This window comes from Bradyrhizobium sp. SEMIA (assembly GCF_014844175.1).
GTDB classification, from domain to species: Bacteria; Pseudomonadota; Alphaproteobacteria; order Rhizobiales; family Xanthobacteraceae; genus Bradyrhizobium; species Bradyrhizobium arachidis.
In genome coordinates this window covers 8,470,583-8,494,069 of record NZ_CP046601.1, presented here as the reverse complement: position 1 = coordinate 8,494,069, position 23,487 = coordinate 8,470,583, and the positions used below count along the sequence as shown (strand labels likewise).

14 protein-coding genes are annotated in these 23,487 nt (G+C 57.6%); 7 read left to right on the top strand and 7 right to left on the bottom strand.

Features of this window, described 5'->3' with window-relative positions; all coding sequences use genetic code 11:
- The first annotated feature begins 48 nt into the window (after positions 1-48).
- From FOM02_RS40690 to asnB, 3 genes are all read left to right on the top strand, one after another.
- The gene (locus tag FOM02_RS40690; protein ID WP_231164330.1) at positions 49-2,955 is read left to right on the top strand and encodes a non-ribosomal peptide synthetase; all 2,907 of its coding nucleotides are present in this window, start codon (positions 49-51) and stop codon (positions 2,953-2,955) included.
- A 69-nt stretch (positions 2,956-3,024) separates the two neighbouring features.
- The gene (locus FOM02_RS40685; RefSeq protein WP_051378484.1) at positions 3,025-4,203 is read left to right on the top strand and encodes an acyl-CoA dehydrogenase family protein; all 1,179 of its coding nucleotides are present in this window, start codon (positions 3,025-3,027) and stop codon (positions 4,201-4,203) included.
- 105 nt (positions 4,204-4,308) lie between these two features.
- A complete protein-coding gene (asnB, locus tag FOM02_RS40680) occupies positions 4,309-6,261 on the top strand; it encodes an asparagine synthase B (RefSeq protein ID WP_265441022.1) in 1,953 nt (650 codons plus the stop codon).
- A gap of 121 nt (positions 6,262-6,382) precedes the next feature.
- Here asnB and FOM02_RS40675 read toward each other — a convergent pair whose 3' ends face one another.
- Both FOM02_RS40675 and FOM02_RS40670 read right to left on the bottom strand, forming a co-directional pair.
- Positions 6,383-7,390, bottom strand: a complete 1,008-nt coding sequence (locus FOM02_RS40675) for an NAD-dependent epimerase (protein WP_027557054.1) — start codon at positions 7,388-7,390, stop codon at positions 6,383-6,385.
- A 12-nt stretch (positions 7,391-7,402) separates the two neighbouring features.
- On the bottom strand, positions 7,403-8,686 hold the full coding sequence (locus tag FOM02_RS40670) for a nucleotide sugar dehydrogenase (protein ID WP_027557053.1): 1,284 nt from the start codon (positions 8,684-8,686) through the stop codon (positions 7,403-7,405).
- Positions 8,687-9,497: 811 nt separating this feature from the next.
- Here FOM02_RS40670 and FOM02_RS40665 point away from each other — a divergent pair.
- From FOM02_RS40665 to FOM02_RS40655, 3 genes are all read left to right on the top strand, one after another.
- Complete coding sequence (locus FOM02_RS40665) at positions 9,498-11,249, top strand: hypothetical protein (RefSeq protein ID WP_027557052.1); 1,752 nt, start codon at positions 9,498-9,500, stop codon at positions 11,247-11,249.
- A gap of 580 nt (positions 11,250-11,829) precedes the next feature.
- Positions 11,830-12,957, top strand: coding sequence for a glycosyltransferase (locus FOM02_RS40660; protein WP_027557051.1), 1,128 nt, complete (start codon positions 11,830-11,832; stop codon positions 12,955-12,957).
- 491 nt (positions 12,958-13,448) lie between these two features.
- Positions 13,449-14,909, top strand: coding sequence for a lipopolysaccharide biosynthesis protein (locus FOM02_RS40655; protein WP_027557050.1), 1,461 nt, complete (start codon positions 13,449-13,451; stop codon positions 14,907-14,909).
- Between the two features lie 765 nt (positions 14,910-15,674).
- Here the strand turns inward: FOM02_RS40655 and FOM02_RS40650 are convergent.
- From FOM02_RS40650 to FOM02_RS40640, 3 genes are all read right to left on the bottom strand, one after another.
- Positions 15,675-17,075, bottom strand: coding sequence for an O-antigen ligase family protein (locus tag FOM02_RS40650; RefSeq protein WP_027557049.1), 1,401 nt, complete (start codon positions 17,073-17,075; stop codon positions 15,675-15,677).
- Positions 17,076-17,142: 67 nt separating this feature from the next.
- A complete protein-coding gene (locus tag FOM02_RS40645; RefSeq protein ID WP_159073910.1) occupies positions 17,143-18,027 on the bottom strand; it encodes a heparin lyase I family protein in 885 nt (294 codons plus the stop codon).
- Positions 18,028-18,047: 20 nt separating this feature from the next.
- Positions 18,048-19,133 carry a hypothetical protein gene (locus FOM02_RS40640; protein WP_208617492.1) on the bottom strand — a complete coding sequence of 362 codons (1,086 nt, stop codon included), beginning with the start codon at positions 19,131-19,133 and terminating at the stop codon, positions 18,048-18,050.
- A gap of 140 nt (positions 19,134-19,273) precedes the next feature.
- On the opposite strand from FOM02_RS40640, the gene FOM02_RS40635 reads away from it, so the two are divergent.
- Complete coding sequence (locus FOM02_RS40635; protein WP_027557047.1) at positions 19,274-20,443, top strand: glycosyltransferase family 4 protein; 1,170 nt, start codon at positions 19,274-19,276, stop codon at positions 20,441-20,443.
- A 278-nt stretch (positions 20,444-20,721) separates the two neighbouring features.
- Here the strand turns inward: FOM02_RS40635 and FOM02_RS40630 are convergent, their stop codons facing one another.
- Positions 20,722-22,095 (bottom strand): glycosyltransferase family 4 protein, encoded by a 1,374-nt coding sequence (locus FOM02_RS40630; RefSeq protein ID WP_084335015.1) that lies wholly within the window; start codon positions 22,093-22,095, stop codon positions 20,722-20,724.
- Positions 22,076-23,338 carry a nucleotide sugar dehydrogenase gene (locus FOM02_RS40625; RefSeq protein ID WP_027564558.1) on the bottom strand — a complete coding sequence of 421 codons (1,263 nt, stop codon included), beginning with the start codon at positions 23,336-23,338 and terminating at the stop codon, positions 22,076-22,078. The genes FOM02_RS40630 and FOM02_RS40625 overlap by 20 nt, the downstream gene beginning before the upstream one ends.
- Positions 23,339-23,487: the final 149 nt, after the last annotated feature.

The following is a 23,487-nucleotide window of genomic DNA, read 5'->3' as shown; positions in this document are numbered from 1 at the left end:
TCCGGTGACTTGATTTGATTTTTATTTTGCCCGATGGGAGCCCATCTCATGAATGAAGTCCTACCCATCCCGGCAGAGGGCGTACCGCTTGCGCTGCTGAAAGAGGCCGACCATCAGGCGTTGGTTGTCGACTACAACGCCACGGCGGCGCCCTACCCGTCGGACAGGACGATCGTCGATCTGTTCCGCGATCAGGTGACGCGGAGTCCCGATGCCGAAGCGATCCGCTTCGGTGATGCAACGCTGACGTACCGACAGCTCGACCAACACTCTGACCAGATGGCCACGCATTTGAGCTCGACCGGCGTAGGACCGGGTCGGATTGCCGTGGTGTTCATGGAGCACTCCATTGAAGTTGTCGTCGCGATCTTGGGCATCCTAAAGTCCGGCGCAGCCTACGTGCCGCTGGATGCGGCAACGCCGAAGGGACGTATCGCAACGATCCTGAAGGACATTTCCAACGGGACCGACGGGCGGGCGCCGGTTGTGATCACTCAGGCGCGCCTGCAATCGGTCATTTCCCCGAACCTTGCCGACATCTTCGTGCTCGACGCCGATTTTGGTTCGATTTTGAATCAGCCGGATTCGGCCCGACCGTCCGCCGCTACGCCGGACGGCACAGCCTATATCATCTTCACCTCCGGCTCGACCGGCACTCCCAAGGGCGTCGAGATCGAGCACCGCAGCCTGGTGAACTACATCTGGTGGGCGGCTCGGGTCTACAGTTCCGGCGAACGTCTCGCATGGCCTCTTTTCTCATCTCTCGCCTTCGACCTTACCGTCACAACACTGTTCACACCGCTCATCACCGGCGGCCGCATCGTGGTCTATCTTGGCGATCCCGGAGCGCAGAGCATGGTGGTGCTCAAGGTCGTCGACGACAATGCCGTCGACATCATGAAGCTGACGCCGGCACATCTGGCGATGGTCCGCGACCGCAATCTTGCGACCACAAGACTGCGAAAGTTCATCGTGGGCGGCGAGGATTTCAAGACCGAGTTGGCCCGCGATATCACGAAAGCTATCCCCCATCCCACCGAGATCTACAACGAATACGGGCCAACCGAAGCCACCGTGGGCTGCATGATTCACCGTTTCGACATTGACCGGGATCGATCCGCGTCGGTGCCGGTGGGCGTTCCAGCCGCCAATGCGGGGATCTACATCCTCAGCAAGGCATATCATCCCATCGGCCCCGGCATCATCGGAGAGATGTTCATTGCCGGCGACGGTCTGGCGAGAGGTTATTTCAATCGCCCTGACCTGACCGATGAGCGTTTCCACATGGCCGCCGATCCCCGAGGTGGGTCTTCTGACCTGCGGCTTTATAAGACGGGAGATCTAGCCCGCTGGAACTCGCAAGGGCGCCTGGAATTTCTCGGCCGCGCCGACCATCAGGTGAAGATCGGTGGCACGCGTATCGAACTGGGCGAGATCGAAGCACGGCTTCTCAGGCATCCGCACGTTCAGGAATGCGCTGTCGCTGCCATTGCCACCTCGGTGGCGAAGCCAGCGACACAAATAATGCCCCAAGTCGGCCATGTCGAACCGCCAGCGGCCGAAGACGGCCTCGCACGACTTGTCGCCTACTATGTCTCATCGAAGCTCCTGGCCGTGTCAGACCTGCGCGCCCACCTCGCCGAAGAACTCTTGGAGTCCATGATTCCAACGCACTATATTCGCCTCGAACGGATGCCACTCACGTCCAACGGCAAGATCGACCGCTCCTCGCTACCCGAGCCGACGGCGGAAAACGTCCAGCCTGCACAAGACTTCGCCGCTCCCTCCACCGAGACCGAGAAGACGCTGGCCGCGCTGTGGTGCGATCTCTTGAAGATCAAATCGATCGGATGTCGCGACAACTTCTTCGACCTGGGCGGACACTCACTCCTGGTCATGCGGGCGGTGTCACGCATGCGAAAGACCTTCGGCGTCGACATGCAGCTTCGCATTCTGTTCGAGCGCCCAACCGTGGCCGAACTGGCGGAATTGATCGACGAAATGCGCATGGCGGCCGATACCCCTTCAATCTCGGAGAAACCGAGGGAGGAGATCCTCCAGTTCCATACCCGTGGCGGTAGGCCTCCCCTGTATTTCTTCAATGGGGACCTGATCGGCGGCCACTTGACTGTGCGGCGGATGGCGGAGGTTTTCGGGCCTGATTATCCGATCGTCTCCATCGATCCCCACGGTCTTCACGGGGATCAGATTCCGCCGTCGATCGAGGAGATGGCCGCGGACCGCCTACCGCTGATCCTGGAAAGGCAGGCGAGCGGCCCCTTCCTCCTGGGCGGCAAATGCAACGGCGCCTTGGTGGCGTTCGAGGCAGCCCGCCTGCTGATGGCAGCCGGCCACAAGGTCGATATGGTCGCGATGGTTGATCCGCCGACCATCAATGCCCGTCCGGTGACGCGGGCGATCATGAGGCTGATGAAGCCGGTGGTTTCGCCTTACCGTCTGCGCTGGACCTATCAACTGTTGGTCCATCTGGAAATCTTCTCCACAGCGTCAGCTAGCAAGAAAATCACCAAACTGCTGAAGCGGCTGCGGATCGGGAAGCTGTATGACGGCTTGTCCAATCCCAATGTTGATATCCCGCCGGCGTTATGGGGCGCTTATTCAGGCGCAATGGCGCAATATCTTCCTGAGCCGCTCGAGGTGCCTGTGAGTTTCTACGCGGCCGGCTCCAATGGTCGGGCGTGGCGCCTCAGCTCCCGGCTTGAAGTAACTGAGATGGCTGGGGAACACAGCGACATCCTGACCTCTGGCGCAGATCGGCTGGTCGATCATCTGCGGCACCGGATTGACGTTCTGACTGATAGCGCACCTCGGTCAATGAACCGCACGCGCCCGCCGACGCCTGCTGAGAGGCAGGGGTTGCGAAAGGGTACGTCCAGCCCGAGCCGGCAGCCAATTGTCGGCGCCATGCTATCGAACAACGATCGGGGCCCGTAGATCTTTGAAACGACCAAAACTGACAGCTTCTGAACGGAAGCTTCTGCGTTGGGCCTCATAGCCGAGCGGATGAAGATGATGGACAAAGCTTGGGTACCGGTGCGAGGACCGGGGCTGCCTTGGGTGGCGGAGGAGTACGAGTCCCTACGGGACCAAGTCCGCCGGTTCGTCGAGGAAGAGATCAAGCCCTGTGCGGATCGCTGGGAAGAAGACGGGTTCATTCCCCGCCCGGTCCTGCGCCGCATGGGCGAATTGGGCTTCTTCGGCATCCGCTACCCGGCCGAGTATGGTGGTGCCGAGATGGACGCGGTCGCATCGACGGTCTTCGCCGAGGAGCTTGGGCGCTCGACCTATGGCGGCGCGGCCGATGCGATACTGGTCCATACCGACATGGCTTCCGGGTACGTCTTTCACGACGGGACCAATGCCCAGCGCGCCCGCTGGATGCCGGGCATTATCAGCGGCGATCTGATCACAGCGGTCGCCATCACGGAGCCGGATGCGGGCTCGGACATGAAGGCCATCCGCACGCGCGCGCGCCGCGAAGGCGACTCCTACGTCATCGACGGCACGAAGCTCTACATCACGAACGGAGTCCACGCGGATCTTTACTGCGTCGCCGCAAAGACCGATCTTTCGGCAGGAAGCAACGGGATAACGATGTTCCTAATCGAGAAAGGAACGCCGGGCTTCCGCGTCGCGCGCAAGTTGGACAAGCACGGCTGGCGGTCCTCCGATACGGCGGAGCTCGTCTTCGACGGTTGCCATATCCCGGCCGAAAACGTGCTCGGCACGGAGGGACAGGGCTTCTACTCCATGATGCGCAACCTCCAGAACGAGCGCCTTGTGCTTGCCGCCCTGGCGATAGGGACTGCCGAGGCGGCGATCGAAATGACCCTCACTTGGGTGAAAGCTCGCCGCGCATTCGGAGCCGTCCTATGGGACATGCAGGCGATCCGGCAACGTCTCGCGATGCTCTCTGCGAAGGTGGAGGCGAACCGCCAGTTTCTCTATGCCACTGCTTGGCGCATGGCGGCGGACGAAGATTGCATGCGCGAGATCTCGATGTTGAAGGCCATCTGCGGCGAACTCGTCAACGAGGTCGTGTATACGTGCGTGCAGTTCCACGGAGCTATGGGCGTAATGCGCGAGAGTCCGATCGAGCGCATAGCACGTGACGCCCGCATCCTGTCCATCGCCGGCGGCGCGACGGAGGTGATGCTGGAGGTGGTCGCGTCGATGTCCTGAGGACATCGCACTGGCGTTGATTGTAGCGGGCTTGCCATGAAGCGGATCACAACAGGCGTTAGTTCCTAGACGGTTGGTTTGTCTCCTCATCACCAGGAGCGGTTCATGTGTTCGATCTTCGGCATTTTCGGCCTGCAGGCCGGCGACGACCTCCCAGCGCTGCGCCGCCATTGCCTTGATCTGTCCCAACGCCAGCGCCATCGCGGCCCGGACTGGAGCGGCGTCTACGCGGATGCGGGGGCCATTCTCGTCCATGAGCGCCTGGCCATCGTCGACCCGGCCGGCGGCTCACAGCCGCTCCTCTCCGAGGATGGCGGCCTGGCCTTGGCAGTCAACGGCGAGATCTATAACCACCGCGAACTAAAGGCCGAACTGGCGCAGCCCTACGCCTTCCAGACCGGCTCGGACTGCGAGGTGATCAACGCGCTCTACCGCGAAGACACCCCGGCCTCTTTCCTGAACCGCCTCAACGGCATCTTCGCATTTGCGCTGTGGGACCGCGGGCAGCAACGCGCGCTAATCGCGCGCGATCCGATCGGCGTGGTGCCGCTGTACTGGGGTCATGACAAGGACGGGCGCCTTGTGGTCGCCTCCGAGTTGAAGTCGCTGGTCGACATCTGCGCCGACGCCGCGCAGTTCCCGCCGGGCCACTGGTACGACAGCGCCGCGGATACGCTGACCCGTTACTACGAGCGCCCGTGGCGCGACTACGACGCGGTCGAAGGCGTGGCAGCCGATCGTACCGCGCTGCGCGAAGCTTTCGAACGTGCGGTACACCGCCAGCTGATGACCGATGTGCCGTACGGGGTGCTGCTGTCCGGCGGCCTCGATTCGTCGCTAGTCGCCGCCGTAGCCGCGCGCTACGCACGCCACCGCATCGAGGATGACGACCAGAGCGAGGCATGGTGGCCGCGCCTGCATTCGTTCGCCATCGGTCTGAAGGGCTCGCCCGACCTGGCCGCCGCGGCGATCGCCGCCAAGGCGTTGGGCACCGTACACCACGGCTTCGAATATACCTTCGAAGAAGGCCTGGACGCCCTGCCGCAAGTGATCCGCCACGTCGAAACTTACGATGTAACCACCATCCGCGCCTCCACGCCGATGTTCCTATTGGCACGCCGGATCAAGGCGATGGGGGTGAAGATGGTGCTATCCGGCGAGGGCAGCGACGAAATCTTCGGCGGCTATCTGTACTTTCACAAGGCGCCCAATGCGCGCGAATTTCACGAAGAGCTCGTGCGCAAGCTCAACGCGCTCAATAACTACGACTGCCTGCGCGCCAACAAGTCGATGATGGCCTGGGGCGTGGAACCGCGCGTGCCGTTCCTGGACCGCGAGTTCCTCGACGTGGCGATGCGCATCGATGCCAAGCACAAGATGGTCGGCAAAGGCGCCGACGGCGCGCGACGGATCGAGAAGGCACTGCTGCGTGAAGCATTCGAAGGCTATCTGCCGGATTCGATCTTGTGGCGGCAGAAGGAACAATTCAGCGATGGCGTAGGCTACGGTTGGATCGACGGGCTGAAGGCACACGCCGAATCGCAGGTCAGCGCCCGGGTGATGGCCGCAGCCGACAAGCGCTTCGTGCACAACCCGCCGCAGACCAAGGAGGCGTATTACTATCGCCACCTGTTCGAGCAGTTCTTCCCGACCCAGGCGGCGGCCGCAACCGTGCCGAGTGGCAAGTCGATCGCCTGCTCCTCGCCGGCGGCGATCGCTTGGGACGCCAGTTTTGCAGCGATGGCCGACCCTCCGGGCGCGCCGTGGCCGGCGTGCACGAGCAGGCGCTGGCCTGATCGCAGGCACCGATCTGCGGCGTGGCCGCGCCGTCATCGCCGAGTTGGTGTGCGCAAGCTCCTTTCCCTCGCGCCCCTCGGCTTTTACGGTGACGCCGACAGAGCGCGCGCCGCCTATCCTTTGCGCGATCATAGCGACCGTCCGTGCCGGGACGACAAACCGCAGTGCGGTTCGCGCCGCGCTGACGGCGATCGGGATACTGCTAATAAAGATCGAACGATCGAAAGACTGAGGATTCGAAGCGAGATCGGCGTATCCTGAAGGATCGAGCGCGGTCCGAACACGGCAAGAACTGCTTCAGCCCGACCGCGCGAGGCGGACTCCAATCGTGTGCCGGCGCCCATACTTGATCAGTGCTTGTCATTTCACTGATCGCGACCTGCTAAAGCCGGTGATACTCGCGATACCATTTCGCGAACCATGCGATGCCCTCGCCGATCGTCGTCGACGGGCGGAATCCGATGTCGCGTTCGAGCTCGGCAATATCGGCGTAGGTCGCCTCAACGTCGCCGGGCTGCATCGGAAGCATTTCCTTGATTGCCGTCCTGCCGAATTCCTTCTCCAGCAGCGATACCACGTCGATCAGATCTTCAGGACGGTTGTTACCGACGTTGTAAATTTTCCAAGGGGCGCTGCTGGTCGCAGGATCGGCGGGCGGCCCCGGCTGTCCCTGGGGTGGACGGTCGATCAGGCGCATGATCGCCTGGCTCACGTCATCGACATAAGTGAAGTCGCGCCGCATCGCGCCATGGTTAAACAGCTTGATCGGTTCACCGGCAAGGATTGCCTTGGCAAAGATGAACATCGCCATGTCCGGCCGGCCCCAGGGACCATAGACCGTGAAGAACCGTAGGCCGGTCGCTGGAATGCGATAGAGATGGCTGTAGGCATGTGCCATCAGTTCGTTGGCTTTCTTAGAGGCGGCATAGAGGCTGATCGGATGGTCGACATTGTCCCGCACCGAAAAGGGCAGCTTCGTATTCGCGCCGTACACCGACGAAGAGGATGCGAAGATGAGATGCCGGCACCCGTTGTGACGACAGCCTTCCAGCACATTGACGAACCCCTCGAGATTCGCATCGATATAAGCGTGCGGATTTTGCAGTGAATAGCGAACGCCGGCTTGAGCCGCGAGGTGAATCACGATCGGAAATCGATGCTGTTCGAACAGTGCGGCTGATGCGGCGCGATCGGCTAGATCATGCTTCACAAACCTGAACTTCGAATCGCGCTTGAGAATCTCGACGCGCGCTTCCTTCAACTTGGGGTCGTAGTAGGCATTGATATTGTCAACGCCGATCACTTCGCGACCATTAGCCAACAGTTGTCGAGCAACATGAAAGCCAATGAAGCCTGCAGCTCCGGTCACCAATACTTTGTCGTTCGCCATCTTGTCTCCAGATCAGAGCCGCCACAGGTCGATGGCGGCGGGCTTTGCGGCTCGATCGAGCTTTGTCTTGATGTCGAACACGAGGCCCTCGCCGTCGCGCAGCAAGTGTCGAACAAGCGGCCAGCCGCCGTCGACATAGCGCTGATGGGCGACGGCAAGAACGATGGCATCTGCAGGTTGTAGGGCGTGCAGCTGGGTCAACGTGACCCCAAGTTCATGCCGCGCGTCGGCGGCGTTCACCAGCGGATCATGGATCTGCACCGTGAGCCCGAAAGACTGAAGCTCGCGGATGATGTCAATGACGCGGGAATTGCGCGTATCGGGAACGTCTTCCTTGAAGGTCAGCCCGAGGATGGTCACAATCCCGGTTTGACCCTTGCGCCGCAACAGCCCACGAACGCATTCCCGCGCCACTCGCTGACCCATGCCGTCGTTGATGCGTCGCCCTGCGAGAATGACCTCGGGGTGATAGCCAGCCTTTTCGGCACGATAGGTCAGGTAATAGGGATCGACGCCGATACAGTGGCCACCGACGAGTCCCGGCTGGAACGGCATGAAATTCCATTTGGTGCGGGCCGCAGCCAGGACGTCACCAGTATCGATATTAAGCGCCCGGAATATTAGCGACAGCTCGTTCATGAAGGCGATATTCAGATCGCGCTGGGTGTTCTCGATGACCTTTGCTGCTTCCGCTACGCGGATGGAGGGAGCACGATGAACGCCGGCGCTGACCACAGATCCGTAGACATCCGCGACGATCTCAAGCGTTCTGGCATCCTGCGCCGAGACCACCTTGGTAATCGTTTCGAAGCGGTGCTCCTTGTCGCCGGGATTGATCCGCTCGGGCGAATACCCGACAGTAAAATCTACTCCGGCCTTCAAGTGAGAGATTTGCTCAAGAGCCGGAACGCAGTCATCCTCCACCGCGCCCGGATATACGGTCGATTCATAAACGACGATGTCGCCCCTCTTGAGCACCGCGCCCACCGATCGCGACGCGGCAATCATTGCGCGCAGGTCCGGATTGCGAGCCTCGTCAATCGGAGTTGGCACTGTGACGATGAAGAAATCGGCCTTCGCCATTTCAGCCGGATCCACCGTGAAGCGTAGCGTTTCCCGACGCAAATCATCGCCGTCAACCTCGCGGGTCCGGTCCTTTCCTTCCCTGAGTTCAGCGACACGTCCGCGATCCACGTCGAATCCAACGACCGGAACTCCGGAACGCGCAAACGACACAGCCACGGGCAATCCCACGTAACCAAGCCCAATCACCGCAATTTTTCGGCCGTGCATCATGGTTGATGTCCAGTCGTCTCTCTGAATTGGCTCAGGTCCTGGTGAGCACCGCTACGTGAAAGTAACTCCCCCCGGTGGCGCCAGCTCCTGCGGAATGTATTCGGAATCTGAGAACCCCGTCGCGATCACGTGCGCAGATGACCCACTTATCATAGGCAAACTTCGCGCTGCGCGAGAACCCTTCCGGACTACCCCCTCGACTTTCCCGCTTCGCACTCATCCGATGCCGTGAGCAGAGATCGATCGATTGGTCGATCATCGCCGCTCCTTTCGGTGACATAGCGTCCGCGAGGGCCGCGGCCGCTTGCGTTCGCGGTGGCGCGAGCCCTGCCCGCATCCATTCGTCCGCAGATGCAGACAAATCCGCCCATCGAGAGCGTCCGGCAAGAAGCCAATCTAAGCGCAGGCGGAGCGAGCGTTAATCGCGCAAGGCGATGAGAATTGGTGCACCAGGCACGTACATCACGAGCGGCAAATTATGCCGCTCCACAATTGGAAGCGCTCGAGACCTTATCGCGGAGGCCATCGTCGAAAGTCAGAGCCGTATAACGGCGCGATCGACCTTTTCTCAAGACATTCATCGAGGCCGCTGACGACACCTAGATTTTTGCAGTGCAAAATGATAGATTTTGCGCGGCAGCAATCCGGTAACACAACATGGCACAGCGTGGACTTGGTACCTCCAAGGGCACATTGATCAGACAGTCGCGCGAACGCTAAGACATGCACTCTCACCATTGGCGACCGACATCCGCAGGATGCCGGTGGCCTTCCCGAAGGATGACGCGTCAACGCAGGAACGCCGACGCCCATGGACACCGGCTCTTCGATCGCGCTCCTGCTTCGCGGGGACACTCCGTCGCCCGACGATCGCAACCTGGTTGAAGTTCTCGATTTTTTCGGAATCCCATGGACGGCCATGACAGTCGGCGAGGCGAACGGTAGCAATCTGGCTGCGCTGACCGCCGATCATCCGCAGTTCTCAATCCTGACTTCCGCGCCCCGTCTCATGGAAGCCCTGCAGTCTGCTAAGGCCGGAATATTTCCGGCCTGGATGGCCGCAGCCGCTTCCGTATTCGTCTATGGATTTCAAGCGTCGGATCCCTGTAGGGCGCTGCTGCGCGAGATCACGGGAGACCCGGATGCGGACATCCGTGGCATCGACCAGCGGCCGATAACCGTGTCCGTCACTGATACTTTCCCAGACATGTGCGGGCCAATGTCGGGCCTGCGAATCCAACTGCAGCCTGGCGCGGCGGATGCGGCGCTTGCGATCGCGCATAGTGACGAATTGCAAAGTATCGTCGCCGCCCCCGAGGGGTATCTGTTCGCCGGGCTCACTCATTCGGGCTTGCGTTTTTTTGCCGATGCGTCACGGGCGATGGTGGACATTCACGAACGCGCCGCGAGCTATTTTGATGTGAAGAAGCGTTTCGCCGGCGCAGTTCCAATCGTGATGTATCTGAGGTCGGCGTTCCGCGACGTCTGCTGGATCCCCCCCGAAACAAACGCCTGCCTTACCATCGACGATCCACTCCTGAGGCCACGGTACGGATTCCTCGATTTTGACGAACTACTGCAGTTGGCCAACAAGCAGCGCTTCGCCACGACCCTCGCCTTCATTCCATGGAACTGGCGACGAACAAATCGCGACACCGTTGTCGCCTTTCGGCAAAACAGCGGAAAACTGTCGGTCTGCGTGCACGGCTGCGATCACACCCGTGGTGAATTTGCCGCCCGTTCGGCGAGCTTGCTCGACAGAAAGCTAAGGACCGCCACGCGTCGGATGCAGTCCCTACGCGACAAGACCGAGCTCGAATACGAAAACGTGATGATTTTCCCGCAAGGCGCATTCTCGCCCGAAGCAGTGTCCGCGCTCAAACGAAATGGCTTCGTCGCAGCGGTGAACACCGGAGTCGCACCGGCCGACAACGCGCTGAACGAAACGACACTCGCCGACCTGTGGAGCGTCGCCATCACCCGGTATGGGGGATTCTCAATTTATACCCGGCGGTACATTGACCACGGCGTCGAAAACTTCGCGTTCGACGGACTCCTGGGCAAGCCGTGCCTCCTTGTCGGGCATCACGACCTTTTCCGGGACCACGGCAACGAACTATCGGAGTTCGTCCGAGAGCTTGCTTCCTTGCGATGGAAACTCCGTTGGCGAACTCTCGGGGACGCGGTTTGCCGCAGCTACAGCATTCGACGCGAAGGCGGGACAATCACAGTCAGGATGTTTGCCGAACAACTTCGTATCGAGAACATGGAGGCGGTAACGCGACGGATTCGGGTCGTGAAGCCAGAACCACAGGTCGCTTCTTTGAGGGATATTACAGTCAACCAAGACGTCGTCACGTATGATTACATCGATGGATGCCTTCGATTGATCGTCGACATCCCGCCCGGCAAGACGGCCAATATACGCTGCGTTTATCACGAACAGCGGGATGCCTTTCCGGATTCAGAGTCGCTCTCCTACCGACTTAAGGTGGCGGTTCGACGATATCTATCCGAACTTCGAGACAATGGCGGAGCCTACCTGTTTCGTCTTCGCCTGTAGCCGGAGGCCATTCGAGCTTCCCTTCGTCGGAACCGGAATAGGTAGCCCGAAAAAGTTGACGCTCAGCGCGGGCGCAAGAATACACTCCGCAAAGCGCGACGTACCGTCGGTCGTCGACCCGCTTTGGCGAGGGATGGGAGACAATATGATAGTTCTCGGCTTGGCTTCGTGCGGCGCTCATGACTTTTGCGAACCTGGGCTCAAAGGCTGACCGGAAGCATGCTTGCGTGACAGCGCGGTGGACAATGCGAGAACCCCAGTCTGAGCGAGTGCCTCTCGGCGATCCTATGGGTGCCCGGTTGGGCCGCCAATGTTCTGGTGCTTCCACCCTTTGGTGCAACTTTCTTGATGTCGAGGGTTGAGAACCTAGCGCTCACAGCGGGACCGTCATTCGTCCTCCAGTAAGGCACGAGAGCAATGGACTGATCGTCAAACCAACCAAGACCGAGGGGAGCGCTGCATTGGGTCTTCGCTTCATTGAAGCTGGGTACTCGAGACGGCGTCTAGGAGAAAATGGGAAGATACATCGACATTGAAGTTTGCGCCGAACGCAACGTTGCGACTTGGACGGAACTAGTCCATGCGGGAGGGCGCTGAAATGCGCATATTGCACCTCACCGAACGTCTAGGGCCGGGAGGAAAAGAACGACAACTCGTCGAATTGCTCCGGGGACTGTTCGTCTGCAGCGACATAAAGTCATTTGTCGCGGTTACGGACGAAGAGAAGATTCGTTACGAAATCAACCGTGAACACGCGGAAGTTATTCAGCTCGTCCGGAAGCGCAGGAGAGATTTGAGCCTGTTTAAGAGTTTGCACCAACTGGTCTCCGATCTGAAAATAGATATCGTTCACTCTTGGAGCCCGATGTGCTCCGTTTATGCAGCTCCAATTGCGAAACTGTGCGGCTCGGCTTTCGTTAACGGCTTTGTGCGAGACGCGCCGCCGCAGCTGTCGCGGTGGAATAAGGACTATCTAATGGGCAAATTGACCGTCCCATTTTCGGATATTGTCGTCGGCAACTCACGGGCAGGCCTGGCTGCCTACCAGATTCCGGAGCGTAAAGGTCTATGTATCTACAATGGGTTCAATCCCGAAAGAGTCTCCAACTTAACGGCTGAGGCAGAGCTTCGCATCAGTCTCGGAATCACGACGCCTCACGTCGTGGGGATGGTTGCACACTTTACGCCCAGAAAGGACTATCCAACCTTTGTCGAAATGGCATGTCGCATTTGCCATCGTCGGGACGATGTCACCTTTGTGACCGTCGGCGCTGGGCAAATGCTACCGCAGATACGTGATAGCGTCCCATCGGAATATTCGTCACGCATAAAGTTTCTGGGACTGCGGAAAGATGTAGAAAGTATCGTCAATCTCTTCACCGTGGGAGTTCTCGTTAGTCACAGCGGAGAGGGCTTTTCGAACGCGATAACCGAATGCATGGCATTGGGTAAGCCAATTGTTGCAACAAGGGATGGGGGCAATCCTGAGCTGATCCTCGAAGGACGGACGGGATTTCTTGTGCCGCGCCACGACGCGGAAGTGTTGACTGATCGCGTGCTCAAGCTCCTCGACAATCGCGGGCTTGCCAATCAATTCGGTACGGAAGGGCGCCGGAGGATTGAGACGTCGTTCTCGCTCGATACTATGACTAGCGCGTATCTCGGCCTTTATCGGCGAGTGGCGGATAGGAGGGCACGCGTGACCTGAGCCTGGACGCTATCGCGACAGTTCCAAGTGTCGCTGCCAAGGATTGGACGGGCGTGCATCGAAATGCGAAGCGATGCCCCCATCAAACCGATTGGGCTCAAATCAGCTCAAAATCGATCCCATTGCCAGACGAAACCAAGATCCGGTCAGGTCATCCCCTCTCCTACGGCGACGTCGACTGCGTTACCGCATACCCCCGAATGGGTAGCCACTCAGTCACCGATGGGCTCGATCGAGTGCTTCTATTCCTGGTCGTTTTGCTTACACTTGCTCAAAATGGCGCGACGATTGGAATTCTCGGATAACTCCGCAATACAATCACACGTCGACGATTTGTCGAAATACACCTCGCCGTGGGCAACGGCTGAAGGCCCGTTGCCTCAACAAGGAACAGAGCGGCGTTGCGTCCGCGACCGTTGGCGACACAAGAAGGGGCGTCCGATGTTTCTGACCAGCTTTGTTTTCATCGCCGGTAGCGCCTAGGCTGGTCCATGGCATCAATCATACGTCAAGGCATTGCACTCTCCGCCGCACGCTACCTCGAACAGGCCATCACGATATTGACGCCGGTCGTTCTGGTTCGAACGATCGGTCCCACAGAGTTCGGCGAATACCGGCTGTTCTGGCTACTTGTAACTACCGTAACATTGTTGTTCCCCTTTGACGTGCCCCGCAGCTTGCTCTTCTTCTTTGTCCGCTTGGATTCGGAAGGACGCCGGATTTACGTCGGGCAGACGATGCTGTTCCTGCTCGCGACGACGACGATCGCGGCGCTTCTGATTTTTGCGTCTGGCAATGTCCTCCCGTCGGGCATGAAAAACCTGTTGCACAACCATGGGTTTTTGCTCGCAGCTTTCCTGTTTGCCTGGAATGTGGGCTTGATGCTCGATGTATTACCCAACGCCGCAGGGCAGATCCGCTGGCAGGCACAGGCTATCGTGGCCACATCTGTGCTTCGGGCCGCGCTCATTCTTTCCGCGGCGGCATTTTTCCGAGAACTCGAGCTGGTGCTGGTTGCGACATTGATCGCCGCCTGTGTGCGCCTTGGGTTTTTGGCCTATTTCATTGCACGCTATAGCGGCATTCGACTGTTCCCGCTGGACAAGCCGAAATTTCGTGAACAGCTTCGGTACGCCGCGCCATTTGGCGCGGCCACACTGCTGTTCCACATGCGGAAACAGACCGAGCAATGGATTGTTGCCACGGTGTTTTCACCGACCGTGTTCGGCGTTTTCTCGATTGCAACGACGCTCACGATGCCCACTGAAGTCCTGAGATTCGGGGTGGCGAATTTGCTCTTGCCCACAATGAGCCAACTCCATGCGCTTGGTGATCAAGAAAAACTGCTGCGTCTCAATAGCCAAGGCAACGTAATCCTCAGTGCGATCATATTCCCCACCATTGCAGCATTATTCGCCTTTTCCCACGAAATCATCCAGTTCCTGTTTACGAAGGAGTACGTGAGCGGCTCGCCGGTGTTGCGTATCTATCTCGTCCAGACCTTGGTTTATTCGATAGAAATCAGCACTCTGCTGAACGTGTTCCAGCAAGGGCTGTCGAGCATGCGGTATGAAGCCCTATGTTTTCCAGTTGCCGTCGTCTCCAGCTTGATCGGCATCTGGTATTACGGTTTACCTGGCGCAGCTGTCGGCTCGGTATTGGCAAGCTTGATGGTGTACGCGCTGGTTCTAAAGAGACTTTCAGACGTGACGAGCGTTCCTGTCGGAAAATTGCAGGATTGGAAGAACCTTGGAAAGCTCTGGAGCGCATCGGTCGTTTGCGCGCTCGTCGCACGTTTCGCGGCTGATCTGCTGACCCTACCGGCTCCAATTGCCGCGATAGGCGGGCCTGCTGCAGTATTGGTGTTGTTTGTCATCATCTTGTTCGCGACGGGGTACTATCGAACGCTAGCGGAGATACGACGACAATGGGGATCCATACGCGTTGCCTAGTTCGTTCACATTCAACACCCGCGCGCTTGCCGATCAACTGAACCTGCTGTCGTAGACCTTGGTGTCCGCTGCCACCGGCCTCCCCATTTGCCCGGGACTCGATGACGCAGCTCCGTTCCTGCCTTCAGAAGGAACACGCCGAGCGCCCTGGATGTCCGGATAAATTGGCGCGTACCGGCGCGCCTCACGAAGACCAGTGGATCGTCAGCCAGACGCCATCGCCCATCGACTACTCGCCGAGCGCGACCGCGACATCATCACGTAGCGGGACCAGCGAGTCGGCGATGCAGCCATCGATATGCTGTCGCGGCGGCCGGACCGAGCTGGTGCTCCCGGGACCCGGCATTGCCCGCGGAAGCGGCGATGATGCAATTTCCTATCGCGTAAATGATCGTCCGGCGGTGCAGGTCACATCCGCCGTAACAGCATTCGGTCCTGGCGTTGCGTTCGCCGGGGATGTTGTTCGCTTGCTGCAGTCGCTTGCAGATAGCGGGGACTTTATTGTCCTCCTCGCAATCCGCCCTCACCCGCACCGACGATTCGGCTGCAATGAAGCAGAAAAACATCACCTGATCCTGCAGACGACCCCGCCGCGATGAATCTCGCGCTCAACACCGCAACGAACGTGGCAATGTCACAGGACTCTGGCGACGGGGTGCAGATCGAGGTAATCACGATTTGGGCCCGGCCATCGCAGCGGTAAGCACCTAGGCGACCATCGCCACGCTGCAGCAGACCGAAGATGAACGGTCTTCGGAGTTCACGTCAGATCACTTCTTGTGGACCCATTCGACGCTGATAGGCATCCAGATAGCGCAACCGCGCCAAGTTGATCATCATCGCAATGATCGGGAATACATACATGTTGTCAATAGTTGGAAAAATCTCACGCTCAGTTGCCATGCCAATCCCAAATCCGAAGATGCCCGCGAACAGAGCCCAATATAGGTCACTATTCAACCTCCGCCCCGTTCGCCAGGCGGTGGCTACTCCAACAAGAAGGAGGACGATAAGCACACTGGAAAAAATGGCACCGCAATCAACAAAGAAATTGATAATTGCATTGTGCGCGTGACCCATGTGGAGCAAAGCTCCTGTGTCCCAACTTTGGCTTGTCACTATTCCGTAGCGACCAGCGCCAAACAGGAACAGGCCGATATTGCTCGTCCATTCATTTAGCAGAGGAGCCCAAATATAATCAACGCGGCCCGTCAGCAAGGCATCGGCCGAGAAGTCAGAACCGGTTTCAAACCCGATCGAAAAAAGAGCCTCCACAGTTGGTGCGACCCATAGGAGCGATGCGATCCCAAGCACCGCAGCGCCGGCAAGCAAGATATCAAATCTGCGCCTCTGAATCAGAAGCAGGCAAAGCGAAACTCCCACTGTGATAAGCGCGCTGCGTGACCCGAGGAGAAGAATTGCCAGAAGCGATAGACCGAGAGGTACGATCCAGAGAGCTCCGCGCGCAAGAAATCGATGGAGCAACAAGGGCGCACAACAAATATAGATGGTGCCAATCGTATTGTAATGGACACCAAAATAGGTTGCGCACAGCTCATTCATTCCGCCTCGCTCCCGGCTGTCTCCGCCAATTTCGGCAATTTCGGGCCGGCTCTCTGACAGAACGGACGGATGCGTCAGGATGAGTATGATGAAAGCGGCTGAGAACAGCAATATCGAGAGGCAGATCGCCGTCGTGATCCTCTCGAGCTCGTGATCGGAGCACATGCGCTTAAGGGTAAATAGAAATCCTAAAATGTAGAAGGCCGGAACGATGCAAGAAGACAACGTAAAATCGAGATAGGTCTCGGGAAATGTAGTTGGAAGTCGGCTATGAAGCAGCGGAGCATTGGGAATTGATCGAATATACGCAATTGCAAAGGTTGCGAAGTAGAGGAGAAAAATTCTGAGGGATCTTTGCTCGATCTTATCCGTCGCGTATAAGGGCGCGCTTTGGAGTACCAAATAGGCGAGGACGATAGCTGACAGCAAGTTGAACGGCTTGAGGCCCTGGATACCGAGCAGATTGTCACCGAGAAATGGCATCCGCTGGAACGGCAAGATAAAAAGGAACACGAGAAAGAAAACTCTTCCACTTTGCGCGACTGAACGCGGAAGCGTGAGCTGATAAGGGGTTGGGCCGCTATAGCTCAATAGATCACGCATAACGCACCGGATCCTTCATTCTATCGCAATCGTATCCAGCCACGCCGGTGACGTTGCGCACCATAAGTCAGCGTCGCAATGAAGTGGCCCCAGGCGGCCCAGCCACAGTTGTTATTGTCATATTTCGAAATTTGGCGGCGACAGTCTCGGGTGCTGGACTCCGATAGAGCCCGTACTCCCAGTAGGTGGGATCCCCAAAGCCCAAGGGGCCCTGATAGTTCACAACCTGAGTACCATTCACCCAGACGCCCAAATACCCGCTACTGTCGTTGGATATATTGGCCGATATTTTGGTCTCGTTGTACTGGCCAACTCGAATTGGATTCGGGTCGGTCCAGAGCGTGAGATGCGTAAGGTTGCCGGCCGCATTGCTCGGATTCAGACCCGTAGGACAATATAATGCGTTAACTTGTAGATGGTCGCCAACAAGATTGACATAGAATGGAGGCGAGGTAGGTACACCACCAACGGCGTCGTCATTGTGCAGTTGGCCAAGGATAAAGTACGATGATGCTGTGTTCGTAAATGACCCATTGGCCCCGTTTGGCTCCACCATAAAATCATAGCTTATGTTGATGAGAGTTCCGACCGGAATTCGTGCATCGTTTTCAATTTCGGCGCGATCGACAGATCCAGCATCATACCAGGCTTTATCACCCGGCCGGACTTCGAACCGCAGAGTCTGTGGGTCAGGATTGGTCAGGCTATAGCTCTTGCCCGCCGTCTGAACTTGGTAGCTATCGCCACCGATATAGAACCGCATTTTTGGTGTCGTGGAAAACGACGTAATCGATGAGACAACTGGTACACTTGCAGGCCGCAATATTGCGGTCGAATCCTCAGTCGTATCCGTACCCGTGGCGGCGATGACCTGAACGTCGGACGAGCCTGCATCCACTGTCGTCGTCGCGATGAACGCGGCAAGAATAGCTGGCAACAGCTTCATCGCCATTCCTATTGCCCGCATTTTGCTCAATCGTCGGCGCATGACCGCACCACCCTATCGTAAAATTCGCTCAGCGTACTGCCGCGGAAGTGTTTCGTCGCTTGTGAAAAGAGCTCGTTCAAATCCCGATACAGCTTCTCGACTGATTCAGCCGTCGGAAAATAAGGACTTCCGCCAGGCATCAGCTCTGAGGAATGCGTCATGAATTCCACATAAGGCCGATCTTGCGAGATCGCGATGTCGAGAATGCGCAGCATCGACGTCAAGTTCGACCCGTTCGGGCGCAGCCACTCCAGAGGCCAAATGTAGCGCCGGGTCCTATCCGGTAAGTCGGATATATCTTCGCACGCTTGGGTCGCGCGGGTCAGAAAAGCGGGCGATCGGTTGATGATCGTCATTGGAACCTCCAGTAGCGAAGTCCCTCCCCCGAGCCCGATATCTCGCTCGCTCATCCAATAGTGCTGCTCGGGAAACCCTCGATAGTCGCTCCCTCCCGCACCGCCCGGATCTCCCTTGATTCCGCTCCAATCCACGTGAGGGGTTACCGAACAGTCCACCCTGAATCCCAAATCTCTCAAAACGTTGGCATAGAATGCATTAAGGGCCCACCGGCCTGATCGGTGGCTCAGCATCTTGACGCCAAACACGTCCTCAAGAAGATGCGTCTGATATTCAATCTTCTTCCGGATTTCATCTTCCGGATATTCAATCAGAAACGGCTGGTGCCATGAGTCATTGCTGGTCAGGCGATGGCCTGGGGGGGCATTCCAAGCATGCAAATGCATCCCGATTTCGCCAGCACCGCGTGCGATTAGATCGCGGCCAAATTCAATAAAGCCGGGATCGTTGGCCATCTCAAAGTTCACCAGGTAGGTGGGCTTCAGTCCGAAGGTCTCACATAGCGACTGGAAGCGGGGAAGAAAGGAAGCATTTCGGGTTTCGACGCTTGACCGCCTGCTCCAGATGTCATCTCCCTCTGTGTCGATGGTAATAAGAAAGCTTCTCAAGACATCCACTCTACCTAGCAGCGCGTCGACGTCGCTACCGTCCGGGCGCTGTGCGGGGCACTTGGCGAAGGCCGGCAAATTGCCAAAGAGACGCATCCCCAGCACTTTGCCGCTCGGTCACTGCGAGCCGGAATCAGTACATGCCGAGTCACGGTATGGAAATTGGCGATAAATGGGTAGTCAGATTGGTCCATTGAGCCGCGGCGGCGCCGGGACTAAAGCTCGATGAAAGCCCAGGGTGTCAGGTGCGTATTCTCTCGATAGATTTCTACATTCCCTATCTGCTGAAGGATGAGAACTATCCGATCGGCGGATGGGCTATCGAACTCACGACATGGCTTCGCGCGCTTGACAACGCCGGCCACGAAGCCGCGGTGCTTACCTGGAAAGGCGCTTTGACCCACGTTGGTTCGAACCCGCCAATAACACTTATCGAGACCTACGATCCAAAGCGGGGGGTACGGATTGCGAGGTGGTTCTATTCATTTATTCCCAAACTATTGGCGGCCGCCCGCGCCTATCGTCCGGATATCATCATCCAGGGGGCACGCGGGTTGGGCACCGCCGTCATGGCTTTCATCGCAGACCAATTGGGGGTTCCGTTCGTTTACCGCGTTGTAAGCGATGCAGACGTCGACGAACGATACAAGATCGGTCTTCGGCAATATGAACAGTTATCCTATTCCTGGGCCCGGCATCGAGCAGCCGGATTTCTCTGTCAAAATCAGTATCAACGCGATCAATTGGCAGCACTCTTTCCTGGAAAACCCATTCACGTCCTTCATAACCCTATTGCTATCTCGGAGAACGCGACCGCTCCTTTGCCGCGCGCGGAACGCAGATATGTCGCGTGGCTCGGAGTCTTCCGCTATCCAAAGAACTTGCCATTACTTTTTCGGATCGCTCAGGAACTTCCTGACGTCGAATTCCGCGTGGCCGGAATGCTTGCCGAAGCTGCCGATCAACCGACTATCGATGCCGTGAATGGCTTGAGCCGTCTCCAGAATGTGAAAATGGTCGGTTATGTCCGGAGAGTTGACATTCAATCGTTCCTTTCGGAAGCGACGATGCTTCTCTGTACATCGCGTTACGAGGGCTTCTCGAATGCGTTCCTGGAGGCGCTGGCCGTTGGTACACCTGTTGTGACGAGCCGGCCAGTCGATCCGGATTTGATCGTCCTGCGTCATGCCCTCGGTGCATCTGCTGCGGACGAGTTGGCACTCTGCAGATCCGTGAGGGCAATTTGGGACACCGACGCGAACGATTACAACGCGCTCGCGCAACGATGTCAGACCTATGTGAAGGCCAATCACTCGCCAACGGTAAAGGCTAGTGAGTTGATTGTTGCTTTGACGCCTCTTGTTGCTAAGTCAAACGCGGCGCGACTACGTGATCACGATCTACCGCCAGCGTGAGCGCTACCCGCCCGAAGTAGAGCGCCGCGTCGACTCGCAAACGTGGCGTGATCATAGCCGAAACGAAACTCGGAAGGAGCACCGCCCCGCTGGGGTACTACGACCTTGAGATGTTGTTGCGCCGGACTTGGTATTTTGACCGCGATTCTTTCGGTCAAGTTCGCCCGCCAGGATTTCTTTCATCGTCTCCTGCTTGAACGCTGGGCGCTTCGATCGCTCGTCCGTTATGTGGAAATGATCTGCGTCGGCTCAATTCAAAGCGCCTCGCTCGGGCTTGGTCAGCGCCTTAAATCGAATAGTTTTTCATAAGCACTTAGAAGGCTTACGGCCCCGTGGTCCCAAGCGAGCACGTCATAGACTCTTTTCTGGCCGAATGCGCCCATATGGTCACGCCGCACTGGATCATCCAGAAGCTCCAGTATCTTGTCGCCGAACTCCGCCGTATCCGCATTCTGTACATACAGAGATGCCTCTCCGGCCGAAACGCGCCCTTCGGTGAGGTCAAATTGGACAATAGGCTTACCCAAGGCCATGTACTCCATGACCTTGATCATCGTTGATTTATCATTCATCGCGCTAGGGCGATCCGGATTTACGCAGACGTCTGCCGTCGAAAGTATTGTGAACAGCGTGGCGTCGTCAACACGGCCGGTGAATGTGACCACTTCATCCAGCTCAAGGGCCGCGGCTAGCTTCTTGACCTCGTCCAACTCCGGCCCATTCCCGACAATGACGAATTGGACGTCATCTCGATTTCGCTCCCCGCGGATATGGCTGATTGACTGCAATAGCAGATCAAGCCCCTCCTGCTTTCCAATAACCCCCACATACGCGGCCAGGAATTTTCGCCCCTTTTTCCAGGCCGGGTCTGAGGGAAGTGATCGAACGCGCGCAAGATTTGGACCGGAACGCACAACGAACACACGTTCCGGATCCATTCGCCCTCGTTCAAGGGCAATGCTACGATATGACTGGTTTGTTGCTATCGATACGTCAGCTAATGCGAATGTAACACGCTCAAGCAAGACCATGATCCGCCAGAGAAGGCCACGACGTCCAAATTTTGCTTCGTACAGCTCTGGGCTGATATCGTGCTGATCGAAGATAAACGACTTTCCGAATAGAAACTTGTAGAACGCACCAACCACAAAAATGAGATCCGGAGGGTTGCAAGCGTGGATTACGTCAAAGCCGCGCGTTGCGAGTATCTTCAAACTCAGCGCAAACTCCCAAAATAGTGCCGCGCTGTACTCGGCAAAATAGCCTAGCACCCCACGTCCTTCTTTTGGCAGCCAGTGGCGATAGACCGCAATTCCCTCGATCAGTTCAAATGGGGCCGTTGCCTGCGGTCCCTTGGGACAAATTATCGACACTTCATAGCCGTGCCGTGCCAATGTGCAGGCTTCCGACCACACTCGGCGATCGAATGGTACTGAAAGATTTTCGACGATGATAAGCACGCGGCGGCGCGCTGAGCCATTAATCACGGATTGGGCAGCCTGCGCGGCGTCAACGAGCCCCGCAGAAGTATCGACGTCCGAACGAGCCAATTCGCACTGTTCGCTCGAAGCGCCGGTCGCCCCTGGTGGTTTCGCTATCACGGCTTGATCAGGTTCGCTTGCACTGCGATTGTCACGAAAGAGTGTTAACATCGATAACCCGCCTGGCGCGAAGCGCCATTTGCCTCGCCCATCCTCTAGTATCGATGACAAGGTCGAACAGCTGCGACTCGGCCACGGATTTGGAGATTAGAAGCTTGCGGAGTGCAGGCAAATTGGAGAACGCGTAGCCGAGATTCTGGCCTAACAATCTGGACGGTTCGACGTGGGGATCGTAGATCGACAAGCCGATATGCGACTGAAGGAATTTGCGAGCCAAGTCGATATTGGGGCTCTCGCGAAGATCATCGCTGTCCTCTTTGAAGGAAAGCCCCAGCATAAGCACTTGCCCGCCGGCCCGAACTGTCTTCATGCAATTCTCAAAGAGAAAATTCTTATGCGCGTCATTCGACCTCAGGACCGAATCCACCAGATGGGTATGTGCCCCGACGTCGCTTGCGATGTATTGGAGCGCCCGAACGTCTTTCGGCAGGCATGAGCCGCCGAATGCGCCACCAGGCCTCAAATAGTAGGGAGAGATGTTGAGCTTCGTGTCGGCGATGAAGATCTCGTGAACTTTGGATGCGCTGATATTGAGCTTATCGCAGACGCGACCAACCTCGTTTGCAAACGCAATCTTCACTGCGTGAAACGCGTTGTCGACGAATTTTGTCATCTCTGCCGCACGATAAGTCGTATAGAAGACCGGCGCTTCAATCCTGGCATTCAACTCGTCAAGAGCCTTGCACCGTTCTCCGTTCCTGGTCCCAATCACGACCTTCGGTGGATGGAAGAAGTCTTCGATTGCGACAGATTCACGCAAGAATTCTGGATTGTAGACAAGCTCGACTAGATCCATCCTGTCTTCCAATGCGTCCTCGAAAATCGGGAGCACGAGTTCCTCGATCGTACCGGGCCGCATCGTAGAGCGAAATACGATGGTCAGCGGCATCGATCGAGCGGGGCCGACCAACTCCGCAATCTGACGGGAAACCTCCACGATAAAGCTCATATTGTGAGATCCGTCCGGCGCACTAGGCGTTCCCACACAGACTATGGCCATGGCGCAACTGTCGAGATGTTGGCTCACATCCTTCGTTGCGCTCAGTAGACCCTTCCTAACCGCACGGGCCACGAGGTCTTCGAGGCCAGGCTCGGTGATCGGCGACTTACCGGCATTGACGATCGCCACTTTTTCGTTGCTGACGTCAATGCCAATGATTTCGTGGCCATCCCTAGAGAGGCAGGCGGCGGCAGTCATGCCGACGTAACCAAGTCCAAAGACCGCTATCTTCATCGTAGTCCCTCGCTTCCACTGCCCCTAGTGTAGCGTTGGGGCATGCCGAGCAAGGGGAGGCAAAAGGGCTGGTACCGGCGGCTGATTGGGTACCCATTTGTAAGTACTCGGCGACAAACTAATTGGGGTACAAACCAATTGCCAAGCAC

Excerpts from the sequence above, each read along its gene's own strand:
- FOM02_RS40690 (WP_231164330.1), top strand. The coding sequence starts at position 49 with ATGAATGAAGTCCTACCCATCCCGGCAGAGGGCGTACCGCTTGCGCTG.
- FOM02_RS40685 (WP_051378484.1), top strand. The coding sequence starts at position 3,025 with ATGAAGATGATGGACAAAGCTTGGGTACCGGTGCGAGGACCGGGGCTG.
- asnB (WP_265441022.1), top strand. The coding sequence starts at position 4,309 with ATGTGTTCGATCTTCGGCATTTTCGGCCTGCAGGCCGGCGACGACCTC.
- FOM02_RS40675 (WP_027557054.1), bottom strand. The coding sequence starts at position 7,390 with ATGGCGAACGACAAAGTATTGGTGACCGGAGCTGCAGGCTTCATTGGC.
- FOM02_RS40670 (WP_027557053.1), bottom strand. The coding sequence starts at position 8,686 with ATGATGCACGGCCGAAAAATTGCGGTGATTGGGCTTGGTTACGTGGGA.
- FOM02_RS40665 (WP_027557052.1), top strand. The coding sequence starts at position 9,498 with ATGGACACCGGCTCTTCGATCGCGCTCCTGCTTCGCGGGGACACTCCG.
- FOM02_RS40660 (WP_027557051.1), top strand. The coding sequence starts at position 11,830 with ATGCGGGAGGGCGCTGAAATGCGCATATTGCACCTCACCGAACGTCTA.
- FOM02_RS40655 (WP_027557050.1), top strand. The coding sequence starts at position 13,449 with ATGGCATCAATCATACGTCAAGGCATTGCACTCTCCGCCGCACGCTAC.
- FOM02_RS40650 (WP_027557049.1), bottom strand. The coding sequence starts at position 17,075 with ATGCGTGATCTATTGAGCTATAGCGGCCCAACCCCTTATCAGCTCACG.
- FOM02_RS40645 (WP_159073910.1), bottom strand. The coding sequence starts at position 18,027 with ATGGCGATGAAGCTGTTGCCAGCTATTCTTGCCGCGTTCATCGCGACG.
- FOM02_RS40630 (WP_084335015.1), bottom strand. The coding sequence starts at position 22,095 with ATGTTAACACTCTTTCGTGACAATCGCAGTGCAAGCGAACCTGATCAA.
- FOM02_RS40625 (WP_027564558.1), bottom strand. The coding sequence starts at position 23,338 with ATGAAGATAGCGGTCTTTGGACTTGGTTACGTCGGCATGACTGCCGCC.